Below are 23,773 nucleotides of genomic sequence, written 5' to 3'. Positions count from 1 at the left end.
GTTAATTTCCTGACAGTGCTATAAGGTAAAATTAGGATAACTGTGCGCTATCGGGGGCTGATTTTTTAATGATGAAGCATTCTTTTTGGCAGAAACTGCGCGAAAAGGCGGATACTGAAGCAAAACAGAGAAAAGGGTTTGTTACCAGAATGAACGTTTTTTTCTTCAGCTCATTCCTGCTTTTTACTGTCCTGATCGTGAGGCTGGCAGTTCTGCAGTTCGTTGAAGGAGAACAACTCAAGGAAGAGGAGACCGGTACGACTACGCGCAATGTGCCGCTGTCCCCGGTCAGGGGAACGATCTACGATGCGACAGGTAAGAACCGGCTGGCCTATTCCACTCCTGTGCAATCGCTTTATCTGACGCTGCAGAAGGACTACAGTAAAACCATGGAGGAAAAGCGCGACGAGGAGGACCGGATTCTTCCGGAGCTGGAGGCGCTGAGCCGGGATCTTGAGAAAGTATTTGCAGAATTTGGGGACAAAGATGCCGAGAAGCTGACGGCGAAAGAAATCATGGAGAGAATGGATAGAAATTATGTGACACATCGGGGTTTTACACCGCGCAAAATCAAAATGGGTTTAAGTCCTGAAGAAGTGGCCTACTTCCTTCAGCACAAGGACCGTTACCCCGGCATTGACATCGTGGAGGAGGGGCTTCGCCATTATGATCCCGATACAGTGGCTGTTCAGGCTGTAGGTTATATCCGGAGGTACAAGAACGCACGCACGAGTCTGGAGAAATATGGTGCCATTCATAATAAAGCAGATTCCCAGAACAATCCGGGCCGGGTGTACCAGGAAGAGGAGACGGTGGGTTATGACGGGCTGGAGCTGCAGTATCAGGATGAGCTGCGCGGCAAAAACGGCTTCAAAACCGTGACCATTAATCCACGCAATCTGCCGGATGGGGTTGAATCGGTCACACCGCCTGAAAAAGGCCATAATATCTACTCAACCATTCATAAGGAAATCCAATTGAAGACGGAGCATGCGATTCAGGAGCAGCTGCGATATTTGCAGACCCATGCCGTATCAGGCAAGGTTCACAGGGATGCGGTGACAGGTTATGCGGTCGCCATGGAGGTAGAGACCGGCAATGTGGTGGCGATGGCGAGCATGCCGGATTATGACACAAATGTGTGGCAGACTGGCGGAGTTGCCCCAAGTGTTATGGACGAAATAGTGCCAATGTACACAAACGGGACCATTAGGCCGGTGAAAGCGTATCGGCCAGGCGATCATCCGGAATCGGTGCTGCTGCTCGGTTCCACGATCAAACCGCTGTCCGTGTTGATTGGCCTGGAGGAAAGATTTTTTTCAACATGGGACACCTACTATGACAACGGTTCCGCTTATTATGGACGGAACAACTCTTCCCGTGTGGGCAACTCGGGCGGGCATGCCTACGGCCCCATGAGGCCGGCGAGAGCCATTGAGGTATCCTCCAATACCTTCATGGTCGACATGGTCGGCAAAAAGCTGTACAGCCAATACGGTTCTGAAGCCATTACGGTCTGGCACCAATATATGAAGCAGTTCGGACTTGGAGTTTCTACAGGTGTAGATCTTCCAAGAGAATATCTCGGATATCTGGAGTACAAAAAAGAGCATGAAAGTGTGCTGACACGCATGGTGCAGGGCTCGTTCGGGCAGCAGGGGAAATATACAACGCTGCAGCTTGCCCAATACGCCGCAACCATTGCGAACAAAGGAAAGCGAATGGAGCCGCATCTTGTGAGTGAAATCAGGGATGCTGATGGCAATGTGGTGCGGACCATCAAGCCCAAGGTGCTGAATGAGGTGGATTTTCCTGATGCTTATTGGAATGAAGTTATTCGTGGCATGAACACCAAAGTAGCGGCATTTAACGGATTTCCTTATGATTTTGCCCGCAAGACCGGTACCTCGGAGCAGTGGGTTAAAGGTAAAGGAATGGTGGATAACGGTGTATTTATTGCCTTTGCTCCCCGCCATAATCCCAAGCTGGCGGTAGCCGTTGTCATTCCTGAAGGGGGCTTTGGTGCGACAAGCGCAGCTCCTGTAGCGCGCAAAATCTTCGAGGCTTACGATGAGGTATACGGGCTTGACGGGGTGCCGAAGAAGACAGACGAGAATACACAAAATGAACAGCAGCAGCCTTGAATCAGATATGAGCAGAGAAAGCTTCCGGCCATTGATCCATTTAGGCGGGAAGCTTTTTTCTTTTGAGCTTCTTTTTATTTATGGTAAAATGTCGTTGGGCTGCAAAGCCTAACATAAGAAGAGATATAGATACATACCGGACATACAGGAGGAGAGGGACCATGGGAAAATACAAGCTGCTTGCACTGGATATGGATGGCACACTGCTGACGGATAACCACGAAATTTCACTGGAAACGACCAAATGGATTCATAAAGCGATGCAGGAAGGCATTCACGTCTGTCTGTCGACAGGGAGAGCGGCATCAAGCGCTCTGCCGTATGGGCAGGAGCTGGGGCTGGAAACGCCGATGGTCACGGTGAATGGCGGTGAGGTATGGAAATCTCCCCGTGAGCTGTGGCGCCGCCATCTGCTGGATAAAGAGCTGATCCGCCAGATGAAGGCAATAGCGGACGAGGCGGATTCCTGGTTCTGGGCCTACACCACTGAAGGGCTGTTCAATACAGAGAAGTGGCCTGATTCACTGGAAGGATTCGAATGGCTTAAATTCGGGTACAACACCGAAAATGATGAGCTCCGTCATGAAATTCTGATCAAGCTGCAAAATCTGGGCGGGCTTGAGATTACCAACTCCTCCCCTACCAATCTGGAAATCAACCCGCAGGGCATCTCGAAGGAAAGCGGAGTTAAGGAAGTATGCGGTCTGCTCGGCATTACGATGGAGGAGGTTGTTGCGGTCGGAGACAGCCTTAACGACCTGGCCGTTATTCAGGCCGTCGGCCTTGGTGTGGCGATGGGCAATGCCCAGCAAACGGTAAAGGAAGCCGCGGATCTGGTTGTGGCCAGCAATAACGATGACGGCATTGTGGAAGTCATCCGCGACCATATTCTCGTCTGATCCTGCCGGCCATGAACACTGGGTCATGGACAACCAGGCTATTATATTGAAGAGGAACGGAGGCCGCGATGGATATACTCGGTTGGGTGCTTGTTATCGCGTTGTTTGTCATCGGGATGGCAGGGGCGGTATACCCGGTTCTTCCGGGCGCGCTGGCAATTTATTTTGCGTTTTTTGTCTATGGATGGTTTTTCAGCTTTTCATCCTTTACGGTCTGGTTCTGGATTATCCAGACTTTGATCGTTGTTGTCCTCTTTGTGGCGGATTATATTGTAAATGCCTGGGGTGTGAACAAGTTTGGGGGCTCAAAGCTGTCCACCGTACTGAGTACGGTCGGTGTGATCATTGGTCCCTTTGTGATCCCGGCCTTCGGGCTTATTCTCGGACCGTTTATCGGTGCCGTGCTTGGGGAGCTTATTAACCGGCAGCCGCTGGATAAAGCGGTCAAGGTCGGATTCGGCTCACTCGTCGGCTTGTTCACCAGCACCGTGATGAAATTCATTTTACAGCTCGTGATGATTGTCGTATTCCTGCTTTATATATTCTAAATTACGGTTGGAAGGGAACATACATTGTCCAAGAAGGAAAGCTTTATTAAAGGCACATTGATATTGGCGGCGGCAGCCTTGGTGGCTCGGGTGCTGGGGCTCGTGCAGCGGGTTCCGCTGGAGCATCTGCTTGGAGATATCGGGGACGCGTCGTTCTCGATCGCGAACAGCGTATACCTCATGCTGCTTACAGTTGCAACCGCCGGCATACCAAGCACGCTTAGCAAAATGGTATCTGAGCGTTATGCGCTGAATAAGCCGCAGGAGGCGCGGCGCGTCTATCAGGCTGCTCTTATTTTTGCGGCCGGCGCCGGCATCGTTATTACAGCATTGCTGTATTTCGGCGCTCCATTTTATGCTCAGCATATTGCCAAGACGCCGGAAGCAGCGCTGTCGATCCAGGCGCTGGCGCCTGCCTTGCTGCTGTTTCCAACGATCGCGATGATGCGCGGGTATTTTCAGGGCAGAGGCAACATGACAGCAGGGGGCGTGTCGCAGATCGTGGAGCAGTTTGCCCGCGTTGGCGTTGCCATTCTGCTGGCATATTTCCTGCTGCAGGCCGGCTATTCGGATGCGCAGGTCGCGGCCGGGGCTTCCTTTGGCGGCGTATTCGGCAGCATCGGGGCATTTGCAATCATGCTGTATTATACGTTCAAGCTGCGGCGGTCCGATGCGGCGGACAGAATCAGGGAACCGCTGTCCGAGCAGCTGCCGCTTCTGCAAATTTATAAGAGCATCTTTACGCTCTCCATCCCGATCGTACTCTCTTCCCTTGCTGTTCCAGCGGTTAACTTTATCGACACCTCGATCGTCAAGACATTGCTGCTTGACAAGCTCGGTGAAGCAGCAGCTACGGAAACGCTGGGTATCCTGGGCAACAGGGCGCAGAGCATCGCGGGCATCCCGCCGATTCTCGCTATCGCGCTCAGTCAGTCCCTGCTGCCGATCATTTCCGCGGCCTTTGCACGCAAGGACAGCGATCATTTGCGCAATCAGATTACATCCGCCCTGCGTATTTCCATTCTGACAGGCATGCCGATTGTCATTGCGCTTTGTGCGGCAGCTTATTCAGTGAACGGTCTGCTGTTCAGCTCGTTGAATGGAAGCGGCATAATCGCTGCCTTGACCTTCGGCACCATATTCCAGATTACGATGATGACGACCAACTCCATTATCATCGGCATCGGCAAGCCGAATATTTCCATGATCAGCGTCGCAGCCGGACTGATCGTTAAACTTGCAGCCAGCTGGATATTGGCGACATGGTTTGGTATTTACGGCATTATTGCGGCTACGGCTCTCTGCTTCCTTGCCATCACCTATCTGAATCTGCGTGTATTGAAAAAGGTGGTTTCGTTTTCGATCCTGGGTGGCAGGTGGATGGGCTTTATCCTGACCGTACTTGCAGCAGGCGCTGCGGGCTACGGTGTTAATGCGCTCGTTCTGGCTGCAGCGGGAGCGACGCCGTCCAGAGTCGTTTTTTTCATGGCATGCATTCTATCCGGGCTGACCGTTGTCATCTCCTACCTCGTACTGCTTGTTCTGCTGCGCGTGCTGCGCCGGGACGAGCTGGGCAGCTATCCCCGGGTCATGCAAAGGGTGCTGCGCCCGCTGATGCGCCTTCAGCCGGGATCATCCGGCCAGCGGGGATAATATGGCTTCATTGGAATAGAAGTGCCTCCGTATCATGGCCGACGGCAGTCTTTTGAATGCCGAATTTGTGCTCATGGGTCATCTCGAACAAAAATGGCCGCCGGGGTTTGCTCAGATAAGACGGGTTCAGGTATCCCTCAAACCAGTCATACCTGGGAATGGGCTCGTAAGGAGTGTCTGACCAGACCTGCTCCAGTGCCGGACTGTATAGTTTGCGTCCTGAAATTGGCCATTCCCGGCTATGAAGCGCTGTGCTCTCGTGAGGAGAGTGCAGCGCTTTTTCAATGTCAGGCGTAAAGAGGCCGGGCCAGTATTCGCTGCGCGAGCCTCTGTGCGGAACCTTGCGGGCAAAGTCAAGGGTCCGGGTCAGCACTTGCTCGTAACCGAACAGCAGGGCATACAGGCATTTACCCAAGGCGATGCGCTCGCCCAAATCAGCGAATTGCTCGATAATGAGCCCGGCAAGCCCGCTGTCCTGACCAAGCGGAAACACAACCTGGTTCAGCTGGAGCCAATTGTGCATGCGAAAAGTAGTGCTGCGGGTAACATGTTTCCTGAAGTATGGGTTGCGCATAACCCTTCCCTCGATATAGTGCTGTTCGTTAATAATGAGCGCGACGGTCAGAAGCGGACTGTCCCGCAGCGTCCAAAACCGTTCCCAGAACGGGCTCATGAAAGCAGAGACGTGGAAGAAAGGCAGCAGGTGAAAGCAGCTGCGTCCAAGCCGGCGGCTGTGCGCGTACAGCAGCAGCTGGGGATACGCGTCTTGAAAAATGAGGGCATTGCATCTTTCGAGCAGGCGGTAGGTCCAATCTTTTTCTTTGCCGGTTACGAGATCAGCCATCAGGCCGCCCTTCAAATCGGTCATGTTATAACCGCCATTGCGGGATACCATGTGGGCCAGCAGGGCCCAATGCAGCTCCGGGCAGTTGTTATAACACTCCAGATATGCGGCTGTCCGTGTGACGTTGCTGCGGTTATGCTTGGCTGTCTCGCTGTGTATATGTTCCACGAGTTCCAGGTCTTCCTCGGAATGCAGGGTGTCCTCTGCCGGTGTGCGCATGCCGCGTCCGCTCATGGAAAGCATGCGTTCCGCTTCCGCCAGGGCCGCTGCGGCGGAGCCGGCGTTCCATGGCAGCTCCCGCAGCGGATGGCGGAGCTTGTTTGAGGCTTTCCATGCCGCATATTTGCCTCTCAACGCATCACCGGCCGTATGGGGCAGCGTTCCAAGCAGGCGCATGCCTGTGCGCAGCCAGTCTTCCTGCATAATGCCTTTCCTCCTTTCATAATATTCTTTTATTCAGTATGGCTCGCCAGCCAAAGTTCCAACCGAAAATCCAGGTGCTGTGCAAAAACCATTTTTCGGGTTAGAATAAAGACAAGCTTCGGTTTTAACAATCCTTGATGGCTGATTCATACATTGATTCGAAGGGATGGTGTGCAATATGCAGCAAATCAGAAACAAGGCGGAATTCGATCAGGCAGTGCAGGCTCCCGGGCTGACGGTGGCCGTATTTAAGGCTGACTGGTGCGGTGACTGCAAATTTATAGATCCGTTCATGCCGGATGTGGAAGAGAAATATGCGAATGCTTTGAAGCTGATCCAGGTTGATGTCGAGGAAGCGGAGGGCGTCAGCGAAGCCCATAACGTGCTTGGCATTCCAAGCTTCATCGCCTTCAGCAACGGCAAAGAAGTGGTGCGGCTTGTGAACAGATTGCGCAAATCCCGCGCGGAAATTGAACAGTTTCTCGACCGGGCCGTTGAAGTTCACACTGCATTAAAAGCATAAGCCGATCCAAGCGGAACGTCTCCCTTGTTATTCAAGGGGGACGTTTTTTTGTTTTCCGGAGACGTTAACATTTTGTCACAAAGCATTTATGTCAATGATGTATGTATCAGTTATAATTTTTAATAGCGAGAGGTTCTCAAGTAAAATATATGAAAACAGGTGAGATAGAGTGAAAAGTACACGGATTTTAAAATGGCTGGCCCTGGCGACCTGTATTGTCATGTTTTTGGCAACCTTTGGCGGCGGAGTGGTGACACGGACCGATTCCGGCCTGGGCTGCGGCAGGGAATGGCCAACCTGCAACGGCAAGTTCGTTCCGGCTCATACGATCGCTTCTGTCATCGAATTTTCACACCGTTCAGTCAGTGGATTGGCAGGGCTTCTGTCTATTGCTACTTTTGTCGGATTTATGATTTATTTCAAAAAGCGGCGTGATCTTCAGCTGTTCTCGTTTCTAACGCTGGCTTTTGTCATCATTCAGGGGATGATGGGAGCGCTGGCCGTCGTATTCTCTCAGTCCGCCGCAGTGATGGCGCTGCATTTTGGATTCTCTCTCATCGCCTTTGCGAGCGCGACGATGATGACGTTGGGCGCCTGGCAGGAAGATCGTGATACCCGTCGGGTACAATACCAGGATAAAAAGCCGGTCTCGCGCGGATTCCGCAATTTCATTTGGGCATCAACCGTCTATACGTATATCGCTGTGTATACGGGGGCATTCCTGAGCCACTCCACGGAGAACCGCATTAATTCCTTCCTCGGGATTGCACCGTTATCGCTGCACCAGATTGCAGCCGGCATCCTGTTTGTTGTCATTCTGGCGGTGGGGCATTTCTCTTATCGCAAGCATCCGGACCATGGGGATATCCGCGCCCTTGGCGTAACTTCCGTTATCCTCATTCTCCTTCAGATTGTTGTGGGGATTGCGCTGCTCTATACGGCTGGAAGACCGGAGCTGTACATGTTTGTCGTATTGTCGCATATGGTAATTATTGCAGCGCTGTTTGCAGTGTTGTGCTACATGAGCTTCCGGGTATGGCAGCTGTCGCCAAAGAAAGTTGCCGTACAGAACGCTTCCCTTCAGCGTACTTAAGGAGAACGCAATATCCTTGTTTTGCCCAAAAGGGGGTAAACCCCTATAATAAGATCAGAACAAGCAAAGTCCGCGGGCTGCTCGAGGGCTTTGTTTTTCTTAAGAAAAACTTCCGCTGTGCGCGGTCTGGCTTCCTTGGCAACTTCGTCGGCAGAATTTTTTCTTTAACCCTTAAAAAACCGGCCAGCCCCACCACCTGCGGCGGCTTTCAATATAGGAGGACTACATACCCGTGATCTATCAGAATCTGCGGCAGTTTATTGAAGCGCTGCGCAAAGAGAATGACCTGCATATCATTGAAGCACCAGTTGATCCTTATCTTGAGCTGGCGGAGATTCACCGCCGGGTGATTGAGCAGGAAGGCAAGGCTCTGCTCTTTACCAACGTGAAAGGAACGCCGTTTCCTGTCGTCACCAATCTGTTTGGTACCGACCGGCGGGTGGATATGGCTTTCGGCCCCCGTCCGGAGCAGTTGATGAAGACGATTGTCAATGCAACGAAGACGCTGCTTCCGCCCACTCCGAGAGCGTTGTGGAATGAACGTGGGCTGATTGGGGACATGATTAAGGTAGGGTTAAAAACGGTCTCCGGCGCAGAAGCTCCTGTGCTGGGCGTGCAGAGAACGGAGGCTCCGCTTGCGCCGCTGCCGCGTGTCACAAGCTGGCATGAGGACGGTGGCCCGTTTATTACGCTGCCGCTCGTGTACACCGAGAAGCCCGGCCAGCCTAAAGACCATAACCTGGGCATGTATCGGATTCAAATCTATGATGACTCTACAACGGGAATCCATTGGCAGATCCATAAAGGCGGCGGCTTCCACTATCATGAAGCGGAGCAGCGCAGCGAGCCCCTGCCTGTTACGATTTTCCTGGGCGGGCCTCCTGCGCTGATCGCTTCGGCGATCGCCCCCGCTCCCGAGAACCTGCCTGAACTGATGCTTGCGTCGCTGATTATGGGCGGCAAGCTGCCGATGGCCGAAGATCCCTTGGGCGGAAACCGCATTCCTGCAGAGGCCGAATTTGCCATCAGCGGTTATGTGCCTCCACATGTGCGGCGCCCGGAGGGACCGTTTGGAGACCATTTCGGTTATTATTCGTTAAAACATGATTTCCCGGTTTTTCATGTCAAACATATGCATCACCGCAAGGACGCCATCTATCCGGCGACGATCGTAGGCAAGCCGCGCCAGGAAGACTATTACCTTGGTGAATTCCTGCAGCGCCTGCTGTCACCGGCCTATCCGCTTGTCATGCCGGCCGTACGCTCTTTATGGGCCTATGCGGAGACAGGGGTTCACGCGCTCGCGGCTGCGGTTGTAAGGGAAAGCTACTCGCGTGAGGCGCTTGTATCCGCCTTTACGATCCTGGGACAAGGGCAGCTCTCGTTGACCAAGTTCCTGATGCTGACGGACAAATCGCTTGACCTGTCGAATTTTACGGTGCTGCTGGAGACGATTCTGGAGCGCTTCAATCCGGCGCAGGATTTGTTCATCATCAATCATACCTCGCATGATACGCTTGATTATACGGGGCGCAAGCTTAATCATGGGAGCAAGGCGGTGCTGATGGGCGTCGGCGAGCCGGTGCGTGAACTGCCGCGGGTGTATGAGGGCGGAGACCTGCCGGGCATCACCCGTATCGAGCCCTATTGCGGCGGGTGTCTTGTCATCTCCGGAGCCTCCTACGAGCAGGAACCCGAGCTGCCTGCTCAGGTGCTGCAGCGCATGTCTGCCTTGGAGCAAAAGTGGCCGCTCGTGTTTATTGTGGATCACGCCGAAGAGGTGGTGAAGTCACAGGCCTCCTTCCTGTGGACGGTGTTCACCCGCTTCAATCCGGCAACGGACATGTTTGCCGATCATGAAGTCAAGCTGCATCATTTGAATTACAAGCTGCCGATCGTAGTGGATGCGCGTATGAAGCCAGGCTATCCGGATGAGGTGCTGCCGCGTGAGGACATTGTCCGCCTGGTCGATGAACGGTGGAAGAGCTACGGTTTCTAAGCATAAGCAGGAACAAACTCCGGGAGGTTGAGCATATGCTGCGTGAGCTTTTGGGAGAACTGCCAAGGCAGGATAACGGAATACTGCTGCAGGCGATGAACAGTATGAAGGGGACGTTGGGCTTGCTGCAGCGCCAGATGGAGCAAAGCGGGGATCCGACGTTCGATTTCCGCAAGGCCGAAATATTGACACGCGGGCTGATGTCCTCCCTGACCGAGCTGGAAGAGAGCACGTTCGCTGCGGCTTTTTTCCGTAAGAAGGTGCATGCGAAGTTTTCCGAGGAAATGACCGAGCAGGAGCGTGCGGATTACGCCCGGTATGTGTATTTTTACAAAAACGGGTTTATCCGCGTGTTCTCCATGCTGGACAAGCTGGGCAATCTGCTGAATGACTTTTATGATATGAACACGTCCAGGGTCAAAGCTCATTATTCCTACTTTACCGTGCTGCGGCAGTTTCGGTATTTGAAAATCCACGACAGGCTTGCTGATTCTCTCTTTGAGCTTAAGGACCGCTTCAGGGAGCCCATTGGGCGGCTGCGCAAACGCAGAAATACGGAAGTGCACTACATGAATGTGGAAATGCAGGATGATCTGTGGCAAAAACAGCGGGCTTTGTACGGTAAAATCAAGCTTGAAGACCTGGATGAGCATCTTGATGATTTGCGGCAGGGTCTGGACATGGTATGCCAATCGGTAGCGGAAGCGTTTGATTATACGAATCAGCAGTGGGAAAGACATTCAGCACGCAAATAAAATCGCAGGAATGCAGCTGTTTTTTGCAACCGCCAGAAATTTTTCCGAATGTTTTCGCAAAATTACCTTTGACAAAGCTATGTAAAGTATCTATACTGAAATCTAGTTTAATGTCAGCTTTATGAGGATTATAGAACAGATATCCCGAACATAAAAAACTGAAACAACCATATATCTCTTATCGAGAGAGGCGGAGGGACTGGCCCGATGAAGCCCGGCAACCGGCTGCACCCCGGCGTGATTACACGCTTAGGGGCAGCGTCATGGTGCTAATTCCAACAATACCACTAAGATTAAGTAGTATTGGCAGATGAGAACCGGATTTTGCTGCACAGCAGGAGCCTTTTTCATTTGCGAAAAGGGCTCTTTGCTTTAATTGGACAAAATAGAGACAGACCCGGTGGGAAGGGGTAAAAGGAAGAGAAGGGGGACGTACCAACTTGATTGAAATCAGGAAGCTGACGAAGTTTTATGGCAAAGGCAGCCGGATGACACCTGCCCTGTCCAACCTGAACTTATCGGTCGGCAAAGGTGAAATCTTCGGCATTATCGGCCACTCCGGGGCGGGAAAAAGCACGCTGATCCGCTGTATCAATTTGCTTGAGCGTCCAAGCTCGGGTGAAGTGTGGATCGACGGAGTGAACATGACCGGCCTGAACCGGAAGCAGCTGCAGGCCAGACGTCGTAAAATCGGGATGATTTTTCAGCACTTCAACCTGCTGTCATCCGCGACGGTATACGACAATATCGCATTCCCGCTTCGTCTGGACAGCAGGCCAAAAGCGGATATCGACAAGAAGGTGAAAGAGCTGCTCGCGCTTGTCGGGCTGGAGCAGCATGCCAACAAATATCCGGCACAGCTGTCCGGCGGCCAGAAGCAGCGAGTCGGCATTGCCCGTGCGCTTGCCAGCGATCCGGATGTGCTGCTGTGTGATGAGGCTACGTCAGCGCTCGACCCGCAGACGACCGATTCCATTCTGAAGCTGCTGCTGGATATTAATCAGCGCTTCAATCTGACCATCATGCTGATTACCCATGAAATGCATGTGATACAGCGTATCTGCGACCGTGTCGCAGTTATCCATCAGGGCGGAATCGTAGAGCAGGGCCCGGTGGCTGAAGTGTTCATCAAACCGCAGCACCCGGTGACAAGGGAATTTATTATGAGGGAGACGGATCAGGGAGAAGAGCTGCGGGCGGCGATTGCCGCACCTCACCCGGCCGCCTCGCAGACCGTCAAAATTTCGTTCCTGGGCGATAAAACCTATGAATCGATTTTATCACGAACGGTCCGCCGGACAGGTGTGGATTTTGCCATCCTGCAGGGCACGATCTCCACGCTGAAAAACGTACCCTATGGGTTGCTTACCGTCCGCTTTGAGGGAGACGAGAAGGCGATCCGGGAAACGACACAGGAATTATTGGCACAGGGGCTTGATGTGGAGGTGATCGGCTGATGAATGGGCTTGATTTTTCACAAATTAACTGGAATGAGATCGGCTCCTCAACGGTGGATACGATCCAAATGCTGGTTATATCCGGACTGTTCACACTGATTCTGGGGCTGCCGCTCGGTGTTGTGCTGTTCCTGTCCAGCCGTTCTTCACTAGCCTTGATGAAGACGGTGTACACTGTGCTTTCATTTATCGTCAATATTCTCAGATCGGTGCCGTTTATCATTCTGATCGTGGCATTGATCCCTGTGACGAGGCTGCTCGTCGGTACCTCCATTGGCGTGACCGGCACGATTCCTCCGCTGGTGATCGGGGCGGCGCCGTTTTTCGCAAGGCTTGTGGAAACCTCCTTGCGTGAGGTGGATCGGGGCATCATCGAAGCGGCTCAAGCGATGGGGGCTTCGACTGGGCAAATCATCTTCCGGGTACTGCTCCGTGAAGCAAGACCGGGTCTGCTCGCCGCATTAACGATTACGATTGTCACACTCGTGTCCTATACGGCGATGTCCGGTATGATCGGCGGCGGCGGCTTGGGCGCGCTGGCGATCAACTACGGGTATTATCGCTACGACACGGCCGTCATGATCGTTGCCGTTGTGCTTATGGTTGTGCTGGTGCAGGTGCTGCAAATGGCGGGTGACCGACTGGTGCGGCATTATACAAGGAAATAAGGAAACATTATATATAGATCCTTATTCATACCCAATCTTTTAAAAATAAATTTTGGAGGGGTACATGTTATGAAAAAATGGTCATTTGCTTTGTTAAGCCTTGCATTGCTGCTGATTCTGGGCGCCTGCGGGAACGCTAAGACCAATTCCGGAGCAGCCGCGGACAATAATCCGGGAACACCGCGCAGCATTGAGTTGAAGGTCGGCGCATCCGCCGTTCCTCACGCCGAGATTCTTGAAGCGATCAAGCCAGAGCTGGAAAAGCAGGGCGTACGCCTGCAGGTCGTTACTTTTAACGATTATGTACAGCCTAATGTGCAGCTGTTTGACAAGCAGCTGGATGCGAACTTTTTCCAGCATCAGCCGTATCTGGACAGCGAGAACAAAGCACGCGGCATGAATCTGGTGCCTGTAGTTCCGGTACACGTCGAACCTATGGGTGCGTATTCGCAAAAATACAAATCCGTGGATGAAATTCCCGACGGCGCGATTGTAGGTATTCCGAATGATGCTACCAACGGTGGCCGTTCTCTGATGCTGTTGGCCAAGCAAGGTCTGATCACATTGAAAGACAATACGGATATTAACTCAACTATCGCAGACATCACTGCCAATCCGAAAAAACTGGACATCCGTGAAGCGGATGCGGCTATCCTGCCACGTCAGCTGCCTGACCTGGACCTCGCGATCATTAACACGAACTATGCGCTGGAAGCCAACCTGAATCCGACGAAGGATGCCCTGTTCATCGAAGACAAGGATTCCCCGTATGCGAATCTGCTGGTTGCCCGTCCGGACAACAAGGACTCCGAAGGCATTCAGCTGCTGGCTAAAGCTCTGCAGTCCGATGCAGTCAAAAAATTTATTGAAGATAAATACAAGGGAGCTATCGTTCCTGCGTTTTAATTGAACACACGTTATGCCTTATACCGCTGCTGCCTTCGGGCAGGGCGGTTTTTTGCATGCTGCGCTGCGGTAAGTTGAGGCATGAACCTAAATCTTTTATACTGATTCTGTGGCGTTCTCTTTGCAGAGGAGGAAGAAGTACGTTGAAACCAAAGGTTGCCCTGATTACAGGAAGCGCCAAAGGGCTGGGGAGAATGACAGCTTTACATTTGGCGGATCAAGGGTTCGATATTGCGATAAACTATGTGCACAGCCGCACGGAAGCTCTGGAGCTGGCACAAATTATTCAGGCCAAGGGTGTACGGTGTACGGCCGTTCAGGCGGACATTTCCAGGCAGCAGGATATTGAAAAGCTTGTGAACCAGGTGGAGCTTAAGCTCGGTGGTGTGGATATCATGGTAAATAACGCTGGGCCGTTTATACGCGAGCGCAAGCTGTTCGCGGACTATGCGCCTGCTGAAATTCATGCTATGCTGAATGGGAATCTTGTGGGCACGATGCTGCTTGACCATCTGGTGCTTCCGCATATGCGTAGTCAGCGATGGGGGAGAATTATCCATTTTGGTTTTGGACATGCTGCTGAGGGAAGAGCGTGGCCGCATCGGGCGGTATATGCAGCGGCGAAGGTGGGGCTGGTTTCTTTTACGAAAACATTGGCGGTTGAAGAAGCTCCGTCAGGAATTACGGTCAATATGATCTGTCCCGGAGACATTCGTGGTGACAATAAGGAGAAAACGATTGCCGAGGTCAGGGGGCTGCGGGATCATGAGACGCCCATGGGCAGACCGGGCAGCGGTGAGGATATCGCGCGCGTGATTGCCTATTTATGCGAGGATTCGTCCGATTTTATTACAGGCAATATTATGGACATTTCCGGAGGCCTTGATCCGATTCGTCCTTCGATATTGTAAATGAGCGGAAGTCTACAAAAAAGAGCCTTGGCTTCTTGCGAAGCCAAGACCCTTACATCAATATGCCTGAAGCATATTAGAATACCTGTATTACTTCTTGCACCCCGTCAACTTCTTCGAGAAGAGCGCGCTCGATACCGGCTTTCAACGTAATCGTCGAGCTTGGGCAGCTGCCGCAGGCACCCATCAGCTTCAGCTTCACGATGCCGTCTTCCACGTCAACCAGCTCTACGTCACCACCGTCACGCTGCAGGAACGGACGCAATTTATCCAAAACTTCCAACACTTCATCATACATGGTGATTGTGTTATCGCTCATTAGAACTCAACTCCTTTCCTATAAGGTTTATTATATTACAAACGAGAGCAAAATAAAATGCTCCCTTCAAAAGCAGGTGAAATAAAATCATGAGACCGATCATAGAATTTTGCAGCAGCAATATCAGCACCGAGGATGTCATGCCGAGACTTGAGGAGAATCCTGAATATGATGTTGTCGAGTACGGCTGTCTTAACAATTGCGGACAGTGTTATGCCCAGCCGTACGCGATGGTCAACGGTGAAATTGTGGCGGCGGATTCGCCCGAAGCATTGTATGATGCGATTATCGCCAAAATCAAGGAAGCCGAGGCATGGGAAAGTCTTGATATTGACTGATGGTCAGGAAAAGCATCACTACACTGTCGGATTAAAAGGGGGTGTCCCAAAAGGTCCATTGACCGGGGGCACTCTTTTCGTGCGTTTGTGAGACGCTCCGAGAACGAAGCATTCCTTCAATCTTCTGTTGACCCTCCGGGCCTGATAGGATAAATTTGGATGCCAGCGTAGTGTAATTCATTCATTAACTGAAGTGCGTCCCGGAAGCCTTGCAAATAGATTTCTCTTTCCAGGAGAGTTTGCATGGATAACTGGGTGTCTTCGTAAAGAAATATCGTATGGTTCAGCTTATCAGGCACTGCCTGGCGAATAGATCGGAAGTAACTGTCACATTCTTGGGTTAGTTGACTATAGTCTGGCTGCGAATGGGACAAATTATTGTATAATAGCTCTATGCGCGTTCGAATTAATGGTTCGGCCAAAGATTCGAGCGATTCTAGCATGTTCTCACCTCTTTAAAATGTCAGAATGTATAATCATCGCGGAGTCATCTTCCTGAGATCGCAAGAAAAACTACCGCTAAACGATAAACGTGGTATGTCTTCTTTGAATGTACGTCGATAGACGTTTATCTTAATAAAAGTTTCAAACATTAAGAAGTACAAAATGAACACTATAGTATTTGCTTTATCCACTTAAATATACATATCAGAGTGTGCATTGTCAACACTTTGGTGTTCATTTTTGTGAGGAGGGGAACGTATGATTAAAGTCCATTTATCTCGTCTTATGGGCGAAAAAAGAATTAACATTGCTGATCTATCCCGTTTAACCGGGTTACATAGAAATGGGATTGCCAAGCTGTACAACGAAGAAACAGATGGCGTAAAATTCGATACATTGAACAGAATTTGCGAGGCTTTGGACTGTGAGGTACAGGATATCATTGAGTATATTAAAGAAGAAAAAAATGATCAAAAATAAGAGGCTAAAAAAACAAACCTGCCTACAGAGGGCAGGTTTTAGTATGTTATATGGTACCGCAAGATTTACCCAAAATGACGCTTCGATTTCCAGAGGACACCGCTTTTGAGCAGACGTGGAATACGTCCGCGCAGGGCCGTTCCGCCAAGGAAGCCGTAGCCGAATCCGGCCTTTTTGCCCAATGATCCCAGGGTGCCGCGCAGCTTGATAGGGTGCACATGCGGCGACTCCCCTTTCCAGAGCGCCTGGACGATATGGGCAATCTGCTCGCCCTGGACTTCTGCCGCCTGCGCGCTCGGAGAATAAGGAAGACTTGCGCAATCCCCCACGACATATACCTCGGTATGATCCGGGATTTGATACAGCCCGTTCAGAACGATCCGTCCCTGCGGGTCCTTGGCTACCTTCAGATCCTGAACGATCTTCACCGGCTGAATCCCGGCCGTCCATACGACGGCATCGGTAGGAACGAGCTCATCACGGTTATAGATGGCGTTAGGTTCAACCCTTGTCACCGAGACATGGGACATAGCGTTCACATCATGCTCTTTGAACCATGCATGCACATAGGCGGACAGACGCTGCGGGAAAGAAGAGAGCACCCTTTCGCCCCGGTCCATGATGGAGATGTTCAGGTCCGGACGGCTCTCCCGCAATTCGGCTGCAATTTCCACCCCGCTCAGACCGCCGCCGACAATATGGACGCTTCCGTAGGGCTTGATTTCATTCAAGCGCATATAAGCCTGCCGTGTGCTGTTAAACGATTGGATTGTGGAGGCATACTCTTCAGCTCCGGGGGTGTTATGAAAACGGTCCGTACAGCCCAGGCCGATCACGAGCTGATCGTATTCCAGCGGCTCACCGTCTTGAAAGTGGACGGTTTTGGCATCCAGATCGATGGAGGTTACTTCCCCGTATCTGCGGGTAAGCTGATCGTGCTCCGGGAAGGTGACTCTCAGTTCAAAATCCGATACCGTTCCGGCAGCCAGCGCATAATATTCCGTTTTAAGTCCCTGAAACGGCATCCGGTCCACAAGCACAAGCTCGATATCTTTTGGCAGGGATTTGTCCAGCAATTCTTTTGCAATGGTGAGACCGCCGTAGCCTCCACCAAGAATGACGAATTTCTTCATGATAAGGTAACGCCCTTTCTAATCAACGATTGTGCCAACCTGAGTTGCTTGCAACAGATTACTCGTACACTTCAATTTCGTTATAGAAGGTGTCCCGCTCAACCGGAATGCGGCCGGCTCCCTTAACGAGCCAGATGAGCTCTTTGCGGGTCAGGCCGGCAGGCGTAAGCGCTCCGGCAGCATGGCTGATCTGCTCGCGTACGATTGTGCCGTGAACATCGGATGCGCCAAAGGAAAGCGCCACTTGTGTCAGCTGCGGACCAATGTTGATGAAGTAGGCCTTCACATGCTGGATGTTATCGAGCATGAGGCGGCTGATGGCGATCGTCTTGAGATCCTCGTAGGCTGAATTGCGCCGCATGATGCCGGCATTTTTGCTCTTCGGCTGCATGGACAGCGGGATAAACACCATAAAACCACCGGTTTCATCCTGAAGCTCGCGAATCTGCAGCATGTGATTAACCCGGTCCTCATAAGACTCAACCGATCCGTACAGCATGGTCGTATGGGTCTTCATGCCAAGCTTGTGAGCCGTCCGATGGACCTCAAGATAGCGTTCCACATTGGCTTTGGTGACTTTCATTTTCTGCCGGTATTGGTCTGATAAAATTTCAGCCCCGCCACCCGTCAGTGTTTGCAGTCCGGCCTTCCGCAGCTCCTGCAGCACTTCCTCTATGCTGAGTCCGCTGATGCGGGTGAAGAAATCAATCTCGGCAGCCGTATAAGCCTTAAGGGTAACATGAGGATATTTTTCATGGAGCGCCTTCAGCGAATCAACATAATATTGAAAAGGCACATGTTGATTATGCCCGCCAACGATATGAAATTCACGCACTCCGGGATGGATATGCTGTTCAACATAGTCGATCATTTCCTGACCGGACAATGTATAGGAGCCCTCCTCGCCCAGGTCCTTGCGGAAATTGCAGAACGCACAGCGGGCTTCACATACATTGGTGAAGTACAGGCTCATATTTTCAATGAAATACACTTTTTTGCCGTTCTTGCGCAAATTGGCTTCGTTAGCGAGCTGCCCCAAGGTCAGAAGATCGTCGGTTTCATAAAGGTACACGCCGTCTTCAAGCGTCAGACGCTCGCCATTGCGGACCTTCTCAACAATTTCCGCCATTCTTCGCTCTGTAAAGGGTGATACTAATGTGGACATACCTATTCCTCCTCCAAAATGCTGGGCGATCAGCCATTGTCAGCCGATACACACAGGATGTCCCGTTCCGTCGGTACGCTTCCGGCTTCGCGGAGCATGTTATGCTGTGAAAAATGTTACAAAACGAACGATATCGGTCTTATCTTTGACGAAATTCCGACATTTGTTTGTTACGCACCCATCTATTATAAACCTGACCTGCCGGGTGTTCAACCGGATCAGTGAGAAAAACAGTGCTTTTGTCCTTGGCGGACAGGCGCTTTCATGGCTTGAGGCCCTGCCGAAACTGGAGTATACTGAAGAAGTAGAATGCAAGGAAAAGGAGGAAAAGCAATGATTACAATTACAGATTCCGCTGCCGGGCGCCTGAAGGAAATGCTTGCACAGCAGGAAGTACCGAATATGTTCCTGCGTCTGGGTGTAACACCGGGCGGCTGCACAGGCTTCTCATATGCAATGGGTTTTGATGATCAGGAAAGCGATCAGGATATATATATGGACGTCCAAGACTTAAAGGTGGTAATGGAGAAGGAGAGTCTCCCCTACCTCAACGGTCTGGAAATCGACTTCGAGGAATCCGGCATGTCCGGTGGCTTCACCATCCATAATCCGAACGCCATCGCTACATGCGGCTGCGGCTCCTCTTTCCGCACACGCGACGACGCAGGCGCGCCGAATCCGGAGCAGTGCTGAGGCGGAGATGTAAGGTGTGCCTTGACTCTGTTATATAACGGTACAGTTAAAGACCTCCATAGCAGGATAGCACCCTATCTGCTTTATGGAGGTTTTTTGCGGCTACAAAGCTCTGTTGGACCATGTTATTCATAAGGAGAGGTAAACTTGAAAATAGTGATCACCCAGCAAATATCCGCCACAGGCGTAAAGGAATATACGAAGGTTGCCAGAACGTTCGAATCTTACAGTCTGCCAAGTACAGGACATAAAATAACCGATCCTGCCTTCGGGGATATGCTGTATTACGAGGTCGAGGATGTCTTGATCGATTACGCGGCGGACGAATGTCTGGTCGCCCTTCCCCCGGTCACGATCCATTCCGATGATGCGGAGGATTTGCGGGATGCGGTCCGGGAATACGAGTCCCACGGCTGGACATGCACCAAGCCTGTATAATGGAGATGTTTGGCCAAGTCTCCCTCAAGGTAAAAGCGATTGTTTTTCCGGCAATCGTTTTTTTCTTTACTAAAGGAGAACGAATAAGCGAACAACTTGTGGTGAAAAATAATGAAAATATTGATATAATTATGTAAGGTTCATCATAGGATTTCAGGTCGTCTCTTTTATGGGCCCATACGCAGCCAGAACAGCTTCCATGATTTGCACAAATTTTATGGTTGAACGAAAAGGGGACAGGACAAGTGAGAGTGAAACTGAAATTTACAAACAAAGGGAAGACAGCGATCGAAAAGTTCAGCAATGACGAGTTGATTGAAATTTTCTCCCGTTACAGCAACACGCTGACCAAAAAGTATGACGTAGAAGTCATGGTGCCCGAAGAAGCCAATCCGAGCATTATCGGCGATGGTTCTATAGAACTGCGGCTGGAGCGCGTGAACTGCGATGTGGAGACCTTTCTTAAAGAGCTGAGCCGGGATATCAAGGTCCCCTTGGTGAAAAGGCTGGGCGCAAAGCTGGACAATGTATTTAAACCGGAAGTAATAGAGGCCTAGTGAAAAATGGGATCAAGTCTTGGGTGCATCGCACGCTCAAGGCTTTTTCTGTATTGGTTAGGATGTGAGTCCAAATGAAAGTTAGCGTACTGGATCAAACGGTGCTGCGGGCTCAGGAATCGCCTGAGGAAGCTTTCCTGCAGACCGTGGAAACGGCGGTGCATGCGGACCGTTTGGGTTACGAGCGTTACTGGGTATCGGAGCACCACAGCACGGATGCGCTGGGAGGCTCCTCTCCCGAGGTGCTGATCAGCTTCCTGGCAGCCAGGACCGGGCGAATGCGCGTAGGCTCAGGCGGCGTCATGCTGCCGCATTACAGTCCGTACAAAGTGGCGGAGAATTTCCGCGTGCTCGGTGCACTGGCGCCGGGACGGATCGATCTGGGTGTAGGACGGGCTCCCGGTGGTGTTCCGCTGTCCACCAAAGCGCTGCAGGATTTGCAACTTCGTGATCCCGATACGTTTCCCGATCAACTGAGACAGCTGCAGGAATATTTGAAGGACATCCTTCCAGTGAAGCACCCGCTGCACGGTTTGATGACAACACCCAGAATCACAGTGAAGCCGCAGCTTTGGCTGCTTGGCACGAGCCCTTCCAGCGCCAGGCTGGCAGGGACGGCAGGCTTGCCTTACGCTTTTGCTTTCTTTTCCGAAGCCCAGCAGCAGAAGGCGCTGCTTTCCTTCCAGCGGTACAGGGACACGTTCCGCCCGTCGGATGTTATGGAACAGCCCTACAGCATGCTTGCCATACGAATCATTGCCGCAGATACAGACGAAGAAGCGGAGGAAGCGGCCGCAGGTTCGTTGCGTTTCAGCCTGATGCTGAATCAGGGGCGCATCGTGAGGCTGGCAGATCCGCAGTCAGCCAGAGCAGCGCTGGAGAACCTGTCCGCTGGCGAGCGGGAGGAGCTGGAACGAATCCGCAGCATTTACGTGATCGGCTCCCCTTCTACCATCCGCCGCAAAATTCGTGACATGAAGCAACTTTACCGCTTTGATGAGCTTATGGCGTTGTCACTGATTTATGATTTACAGCAGCGCAAGCGTTCGCTGGAGCTGCTGAAGGAAGCTGTTGATGATCTATAATTTTTAACGGAATATTATTTTTTCTGTATTTCGGGAAATTATTCATGAAAAACAAAAAAGACAGTTCGCGGCTTGTGAACTGCACCTCTACTGTTAGTCGTGTCTAACAATTTGGTGCAGTTCAAGCTTGGCGGACTGTCTTTTGCACATAGACTAATGAATGTTTAAACGTGAACCGGACGCAGCTTGGCGGGATCAAATGAAGGAACCAGGCCCTCGGCGGCAGCGCGGCCGAGCAGAGCCTCTATTGCGGCATAACCGCTCTCGCCAAGATCAGCCGTGAAATCATTAACGTACAGATTGATATGGGACTGCGCCACGTCAGGAGACATTTCCTGGGCGTGCGAAAGGACGTAATCGCGTGAAGCCTCGGGATGCTGCCATGCGTATTCTACGGATGTGCGGATCCAGTCGGCGATCGCTATCAAATCCAGATTGCGGCGGGCGATGATGGCCCCGAGCGGAATCGGCAGCCCTGTATCCTCTTCCCACCAGCTTCCCAGATCCACCTGCAGACTGAGCCCGTATTCCGGATAGGTAAAGCGCGCTTCGTGAATGACCAATCCGGCGTCCATCTGTCCATCCCGTACAGCCGGCATGATCTGGTCAAACGGCATGACAACGATCTCGCCCACGCCGCCCGGCACATGCTTGGCCGCCCAGAGGCGGAACAGCAGGTAGGCGGTGGAGCGTTCACTCGGCACAGCCACGCGCTTGCCGGACAGGGCCGCCGGGTCTGTGGAGCCGTCCAGCGTTAGCACGAGCGGGCCGCAGCCGCGTCCCAGCGCGCCGCCGCAAGGCAGCAGGGCGTAGTCGTCCAGCACCCATGGCAGGGCGGCGTAGGAGATTTTCATAACATCCAGGCCCTGGGGGGTTACGGCCAGATTGTTTGTAATATCGATATCGGCATACTTGACCTCAAACTCGGGTGCGCCCTCAACCAATCCGTGTACCAATGCGTGAAATACAAAAGTGTCGTTAGGGCAAGGTGAAAATGCAATCTTCATCTTATAAAACCTCCGTTAAAATCTTGAATGCAGCTTCAAGCGACTGCAGCGCCTCCTTGATCCGCCATTCGGCGCGGTTGCGGGGGCCGACGGCATTGGAGATGGCCCGCAGCTCAAATGCGGGCAGACCGGCATAGCGCGCGGCTATGGCGACCCCGTAGCCTTCCATCGCTTCGGCGGCGGCACCCGGTACCCGCTCGGCCAGCGCCGCCGCCGTGGCGGCTGTGCCCGTCACCGTAGACACGGTCAGCACCGGGCCGGCAGAGGCTTGCAGACCGCCGGCTGCAAGGAGCTGCGCCCAACGGGCGGCAGTCCCGGCGTCCACCGGCAGACGGCTGGAGCCGAAGCCAAGCTCGTCCACGCTGCTGAAACCTTCCGCCGTTTCGGCGCCAAGATCCGCAGCGATGATGGAGGTCGCCACCACGACCGATTCCACCGGCGCAACTCCGGCGAAACCTCCGCCGATGCCGGCGCTGATGACAGCGCGGTAGCCGCCAGCGGCCAGCCGCCCTGCCGTAAGGGCAGCTGCTGAGGCCGGGCCTACCCCGGCCAGCTGCACATCAAAGCGCGTGCTGCCGTTCAGGCCGCGCAGCACGGCCTCCCGCTCGGCTTCGACCGCCGTCATAATCAATATGCTTCCTTCCTGGACGGAAGGGTTAAAGGAAGATGTCTCTTGCACAAGTGATCCCTGCTTCCATAATTCGATTCGTTACTCATCATACACCTTTTGAAAGCAGCATTCAAAATAACCGCAGCTTATGAAAAAACAAAAAAAGCGCCTTCAGGCGCTTGCATAGCTGAAAAAAATCAGTACCCTAAAATTAATGAATACCCTGGAACATGGTGATGTCCCGGTCGAAATGACTTTTGCTGCCATCAGCATTGCGGACGCGTATAGTCGTATCCGAGAACATTTCAATAAGCCCGCTTCCGATCTCACAGTATACACCTGTCGGATCTTCCTGCCATACCGTAACGGGGGTTTGGGACAATGCGGCTATAAAAAAATCGATATTTTTTTGCAGAATGCGGGGTTTTTTCTTCGAATCCATAGATCGTCCTCCCGGATTTTGGCTTTGCTGGGCCAGTGACGCCACATAAAAAATTTGATTCAAGTAATGACTTTAACGTGTATAGGCTGTTTTGTAAAGAACAAAAGTTATGCGTTTACGCAGATTTTACATTTTGTTGATATACTGATGGTGAATGCAGACGGTACCGATAGTACAATAACCAGGTAAGATTTCGTTCTTCCGGCATTACAGGAACAAGCGGGAAACATTGAAGACTA

General features: G+C 52.0%; 27 protein-coding genes and 1 riboswitch. Of the genes, 20 read left to right on the top strand and 7 right to left on the bottom strand.

Annotation, left to right across the window (positions count from 1 at the left end):
• Positions 1–71 precede the first annotated feature (71 nt).
• The 4 genes from ACE5KN_RS19615 to ACE5KN_RS19600 all read left to right on the top strand — a co-directional run bounded on the left by ACE5KN_RS19615 (position 72) and on the right by ACE5KN_RS19600 (position 5,244).
• Entirely contained in the window at positions 72–2,144 is a 2,073-nt protein-coding gene (locus ACE5KN_RS19615) for a peptidoglycan D,D-transpeptidase FtsI family protein (protein WP_375524289.1), read from the top strand.
• A 161-nt stretch (positions 2,145–2,305) separates the two neighbouring features.
• A complete protein-coding gene (locus ACE5KN_RS19610) occupies positions 2,306–3,043 on the top strand; it encodes a Cof-type HAD-IIB family hydrolase (RefSeq protein ID WP_375524290.1) in 738 nt (245 codons plus the stop codon).
• A gap of 68 nt (positions 3,044–3,111) precedes the next feature.
• Positions 3,112–3,591, top strand: coding sequence for a DUF456 domain-containing protein (locus ACE5KN_RS19605; protein ID WP_375524291.1), 480 nt, complete (start codon positions 3,112–3,114; stop codon positions 3,589–3,591).
• A gap of 24 nt (positions 3,592–3,615) precedes the next feature.
• Positions 3,616–5,244, top strand: coding sequence for a putative polysaccharide biosynthesis protein (locus tag ACE5KN_RS19600; protein WP_375524292.1), 1,629 nt, complete (start codon positions 3,616–3,618; stop codon positions 5,242–5,244).
• A 7-nt stretch (positions 5,245–5,251) separates the two neighbouring features.
• On the opposite strand, the gene ACE5KN_RS19595 is transcribed toward ACE5KN_RS19600, so the two are convergent.
• Complete coding sequence (locus ACE5KN_RS19595; RefSeq protein WP_375524293.1) at positions 5,252–6,511, bottom strand: DUF2515 family protein; 1,260 nt, start codon at positions 6,509–6,511, stop codon at positions 5,252–5,254.
• Between the two features lie 178 nt (positions 6,512–6,689).
• Here ACE5KN_RS19595 and ACE5KN_RS19590 point away from each other — a divergent pair, with 178 nt between their 5' ends.
• From ACE5KN_RS19590 to ACE5KN_RS19555, 8 genes are all read left to right on the top strand, one after another.
• Positions 6,690–7,034, top strand: a complete 345-nt coding sequence (locus tag ACE5KN_RS19590) for a thioredoxin family protein (protein ID WP_375524294.1) — start codon at positions 6,690–6,692, stop codon at positions 7,032–7,034.
• A gap of 169 nt (positions 7,035–7,203) precedes the next feature.
• Entirely contained in the window at positions 7,204–8,127 is a 924-nt protein-coding gene (locus tag ACE5KN_RS19585) for a COX15/CtaA family protein (protein WP_375524295.1), read from the top strand.
• A gap of 232 nt (positions 8,128–8,359) precedes the next feature.
• Positions 8,360–10,126 (top strand): UbiD family decarboxylase, encoded by a 1,767-nt coding sequence (locus tag ACE5KN_RS19580; RefSeq protein ID WP_375524296.1) that lies wholly within the window; start codon positions 8,360–8,362, stop codon positions 10,124–10,126.
• 35 nt (positions 10,127–10,161) lie between these two features.
• Positions 10,162–10,881, top strand: coding sequence for a Cthe_2314 family HEPN domain-containing protein (locus ACE5KN_RS19575; protein WP_375524297.1), 720 nt, complete (start codon positions 10,162–10,164; stop codon positions 10,879–10,881).
• 175 nt (positions 10,882–11,056) lie between these two features.
• A riboswitch (SAM riboswitch) is annotated at positions 11,057–11,198 on the top strand.
• Positions 11,199–11,321: 123 nt separating this feature from the next.
• Positions 11,322–12,338 (top strand): methionine ABC transporter ATP-binding protein, encoded by a 1,017-nt coding sequence (locus ACE5KN_RS19570; protein WP_375524298.1) that lies wholly within the window; start codon positions 11,322–11,324, stop codon positions 12,336–12,338.
• The gene (locus ACE5KN_RS19565) at positions 12,338–13,006 is read left to right on the top strand and encodes a methionine ABC transporter permease (protein ID WP_375524299.1); all 669 of its coding nucleotides are present in this window, start codon (positions 12,338–12,340) and stop codon (positions 13,004–13,006) included. Before ACE5KN_RS19570 ends, ACE5KN_RS19565 begins: the two co-directional genes overlap by 1 nt.
• A gap of 69 nt (positions 13,007–13,075) precedes the next feature.
• Positions 13,076–13,912 (top strand): MetQ/NlpA family ABC transporter substrate-binding protein, encoded by an 837-nt coding sequence (locus ACE5KN_RS19560; RefSeq protein ID WP_375524300.1) that lies wholly within the window; start codon positions 13,076–13,078, stop codon positions 13,910–13,912.
• 143 nt (positions 13,913–14,055) lie between these two features.
• Positions 14,056–14,823: an SDR family oxidoreductase gene (locus ACE5KN_RS19555; protein ID WP_375524301.1), complete on the top strand. Its 768-nt coding sequence runs from the start codon at positions 14,056–14,058 to the stop codon at positions 14,821–14,823.
• Between the two features lie 76 nt (positions 14,824–14,899).
• On the opposite strand, the gene ACE5KN_RS19550 is transcribed toward ACE5KN_RS19555, so the two are convergent.
• Entirely contained in the window at positions 14,900–15,142 is a 243-nt protein-coding gene (locus tag ACE5KN_RS19550; RefSeq protein WP_355322210.1) for a NifU family protein, read from the bottom strand.
• Positions 15,143–15,231: 89 nt separating this feature from the next.
• Here ACE5KN_RS19550 and ACE5KN_RS19545 point away from each other — a divergent pair, with 89 nt between their 5' ends.
• Entirely contained in the window at positions 15,232–15,480 is a 249-nt protein-coding gene (locus ACE5KN_RS19545) for a YuzB family protein (RefSeq protein ID WP_375524302.1), read from the top strand.
• 702 nt (positions 15,481–16,182) lie between these two features.
• On the top strand, positions 16,183–16,404 hold the full coding sequence (locus tag ACE5KN_RS19540) for a helix-turn-helix domain-containing protein (RefSeq protein WP_375520898.1): 222 nt from the start codon (positions 16,183–16,185) through the stop codon (positions 16,402–16,404).
• Positions 16,405–16,469: 65 nt separating this feature from the next.
• Here ACE5KN_RS19540 and ACE5KN_RS19535 read toward each other — a convergent pair whose 3' ends face one another.
• Both ACE5KN_RS19535 and mqnE read right to left on the bottom strand, forming a co-directional pair.
• Positions 16,470–17,537 carry an NAD(P)/FAD-dependent oxidoreductase gene (locus tag ACE5KN_RS19535; protein WP_375524303.1) on the bottom strand — a complete coding sequence of 356 codons (1,068 nt, stop codon included), beginning with the start codon at positions 17,535–17,537 and terminating at the stop codon, positions 16,470–16,472.
• Between the two features lie 58 nt (positions 17,538–17,595).
• Positions 17,596–18,702 carry an aminofutalosine synthase MqnE gene (gene mqnE, locus ACE5KN_RS19530; RefSeq protein ID WP_375524304.1) on the bottom strand — a complete coding sequence of 369 codons (1,107 nt, stop codon included), beginning with the start codon at positions 18,700–18,702 and terminating at the stop codon, positions 17,596–17,598.
• A gap of 106 nt (positions 18,703–18,808) precedes the next feature.
• Between mqnE and ACE5KN_RS19525 the strand changes: the two genes are divergently transcribed.
• The 6 genes from ACE5KN_RS19525 (at position 18,809) to ACE5KN_RS19500 (ending at position 21,475) form a co-directional block, all read left to right on the top strand.
• Complete coding sequence (locus ACE5KN_RS19525; protein WP_375524305.1) at positions 18,809–19,039, top strand: hypothetical protein; 231 nt, start codon at positions 18,809–18,811, stop codon at positions 19,037–19,039.
• Positions 19,036–19,395 carry a HesB/IscA family protein gene (locus ACE5KN_RS19520; RefSeq protein WP_375524306.1) on the top strand — a complete coding sequence of 120 codons (360 nt, stop codon included), beginning with the start codon at positions 19,036–19,038 and terminating at the stop codon, positions 19,393–19,395. The genes ACE5KN_RS19525 and ACE5KN_RS19520 overlap by 4 nt, the downstream gene beginning before the upstream one ends.
• 156 nt (positions 19,396–19,551) lie before the next feature.
• Positions 19,552–19,833 (top strand): hypothetical protein, encoded by a 282-nt coding sequence (locus tag ACE5KN_RS19515; RefSeq protein WP_375524427.1) that lies wholly within the window; start codon positions 19,552–19,554, stop codon positions 19,831–19,833.
• Positions 19,833–19,970: a hypothetical protein gene (locus ACE5KN_RS19510; RefSeq protein WP_375533136.1), complete on the top strand. Its 138-nt coding sequence runs from the start codon at positions 19,833–19,835 to the stop codon at positions 19,968–19,970. Before ACE5KN_RS19515 ends, ACE5KN_RS19510 begins: the two co-directional genes overlap by 1 nt.
• Positions 19,971–20,078: 108 nt before the next feature.
• Entirely contained in the window at positions 20,079–20,390 is a 312-nt protein-coding gene (locus tag ACE5KN_RS19505; RefSeq protein ID WP_375524307.1) for a hypothetical protein, read from the top strand.
• A 74-nt stretch (positions 20,391–20,464) separates the two neighbouring features.
• Positions 20,465–21,475, top strand: a complete 1,011-nt coding sequence (locus tag ACE5KN_RS19500; RefSeq protein WP_375524308.1) for an LLM class flavin-dependent oxidoreductase — start codon at positions 20,465–20,467, stop codon at positions 21,473–21,475.
• Positions 21,476–21,639: 164 nt separating this feature from the next.
• Here the strand turns inward: ACE5KN_RS19500 and ACE5KN_RS19495 are convergent, their stop codons facing one another.
• From ACE5KN_RS19495 to ACE5KN_RS19485, 3 genes are all read right to left on the bottom strand, one after another.
• Positions 21,640–22,482: a 1,4-dihydroxy-6-naphtoate synthase gene (locus tag ACE5KN_RS19495; RefSeq protein WP_375524309.1), complete on the bottom strand. Its 843-nt coding sequence runs from the start codon at positions 22,480–22,482 to the stop codon at positions 21,640–21,642.
• Between the two features lies 1 nt (position 22,483).
• The gene (locus ACE5KN_RS19490; protein ID WP_375524310.1) at positions 22,484–23,161 is read right to left on the bottom strand and encodes a futalosine hydrolase; all 678 of its coding nucleotides are present in this window, start codon (positions 23,159–23,161) and stop codon (positions 22,484–22,486) included.
• 142 nt (positions 23,162–23,303) lie between these two features.
• Entirely contained in the window at positions 23,304–23,534 is a 231-nt protein-coding gene (locus ACE5KN_RS19485; protein WP_355322192.1) for a hypothetical protein, read from the bottom strand.
• Positions 23,535–23,773: the final 239 nt, after the last annotated feature.

Source organism: Paenibacillus terreus, from assembly GCF_042138595.1.
In the GTDB taxonomy this organism is placed as follows: Bacteria; Bacillota; Bacilli; order Paenibacillales; family Paenibacillaceae; genus Paenibacillus; species Paenibacillus terreus.
This window is presented reverse-complemented; position numbering and strand designations above follow the sequence as displayed.

Coding starts and splice junctions, on each gene's coding strand:
- ACE5KN_RS19615 (WP_375524289.1), top strand. CDS start 72: ATGAAGCATTCTTTTTGGCAGAAACTGCGCGAAAAGGCGGATACTGAA.
- ACE5KN_RS19610 (WP_375524290.1), top strand. CDS start 2,306: ATGGGAAAATACAAGCTGCTTGCACTGGATATGGATGGCACACTGCTG.
- ACE5KN_RS19605 (WP_375524291.1), top strand. CDS start 3,112: ATGGATATACTCGGTTGGGTGCTTGTTATCGCGTTGTTTGTCATCGGG.
- ACE5KN_RS19595 (WP_375524293.1), bottom strand. CDS start 6,511: ATGCAGGAAGACTGGCTGCGCACAGGCATGCGCCTGCTTGGAACGCTG.
- ACE5KN_RS19590 (WP_375524294.1), top strand. CDS start 6,690: ATGCAGCAAATCAGAAACAAGGCGGAATTCGATCAGGCAGTGCAGGCT.
- ACE5KN_RS19575 (WP_375524297.1), top strand. CDS start 10,162: ATGCTGCGTGAGCTTTTGGGAGAACTGCCAAGGCAGGATAACGGAATA.
- ACE5KN_RS19565 (WP_375524299.1), top strand. CDS start 12,338: ATGAATGGGCTTGATTTTTCACAAATTAACTGGAATGAGATCGGCTCC.
- ACE5KN_RS19560 (WP_375524300.1), top strand. CDS start 13,076: ATGAAAAAATGGTCATTTGCTTTGTTAAGCCTTGCATTGCTGCTGATT.
- ACE5KN_RS19550 (WP_355322210.1), bottom strand. CDS start 15,142: ATGAGCGATAACACAATCACCATGTATGATGAAGTGTTGGAAGTTTTG.
- ACE5KN_RS19545 (WP_375524302.1), top strand. CDS start 15,232: ATGAGACCGATCATAGAATTTTGCAGCAGCAATATCAGCACCGAGGAT.
- ACE5KN_RS19540 (WP_375520898.1), top strand. CDS start 16,183: ATGATTAAAGTCCATTTATCTCGTCTTATGGGCGAAAAAAGAATTAAC.
- ACE5KN_RS19535 (WP_375524303.1), bottom strand. CDS start 17,537: ATGAAGAAATTCGTCATTCTTGGTGGAGGCTACGGCGGTCTCACCATT.
- mqnE (WP_375524304.1), bottom strand. CDS start 18,702: ATGTCCACATTAGTATCACCCTTTACAGAGCGAAGAATGGCGGAAATT.
- ACE5KN_RS19520 (WP_375524306.1), top strand. CDS start 19,036: ATGATTACAATTACAGATTCCGCTGCCGGGCGCCTGAAGGAAATGCTT.
- ACE5KN_RS19510 (WP_375533136.1), top strand. CDS start 19,833: ATGGAGATGTTTGGCCAAGTCTCCCTCAAGGTAAAAGCGATTGTTTTT.
- ACE5KN_RS19500 (WP_375524308.1), top strand. CDS start 20,465: ATGAAAGTTAGCGTACTGGATCAAACGGTGCTGCGGGCTCAGGAATCG.
- ACE5KN_RS19495 (WP_375524309.1), bottom strand. CDS start 22,482: ATGAAGATTGCATTTTCACCTTGCCCTAACGACACTTTTGTATTTCAC.
- ACE5KN_RS19485 (WP_355322192.1), bottom strand. CDS start 23,534: ATGGATTCGAAGAAAAAACCCCGCATTCTGCAAAAAAATATCGATTTT.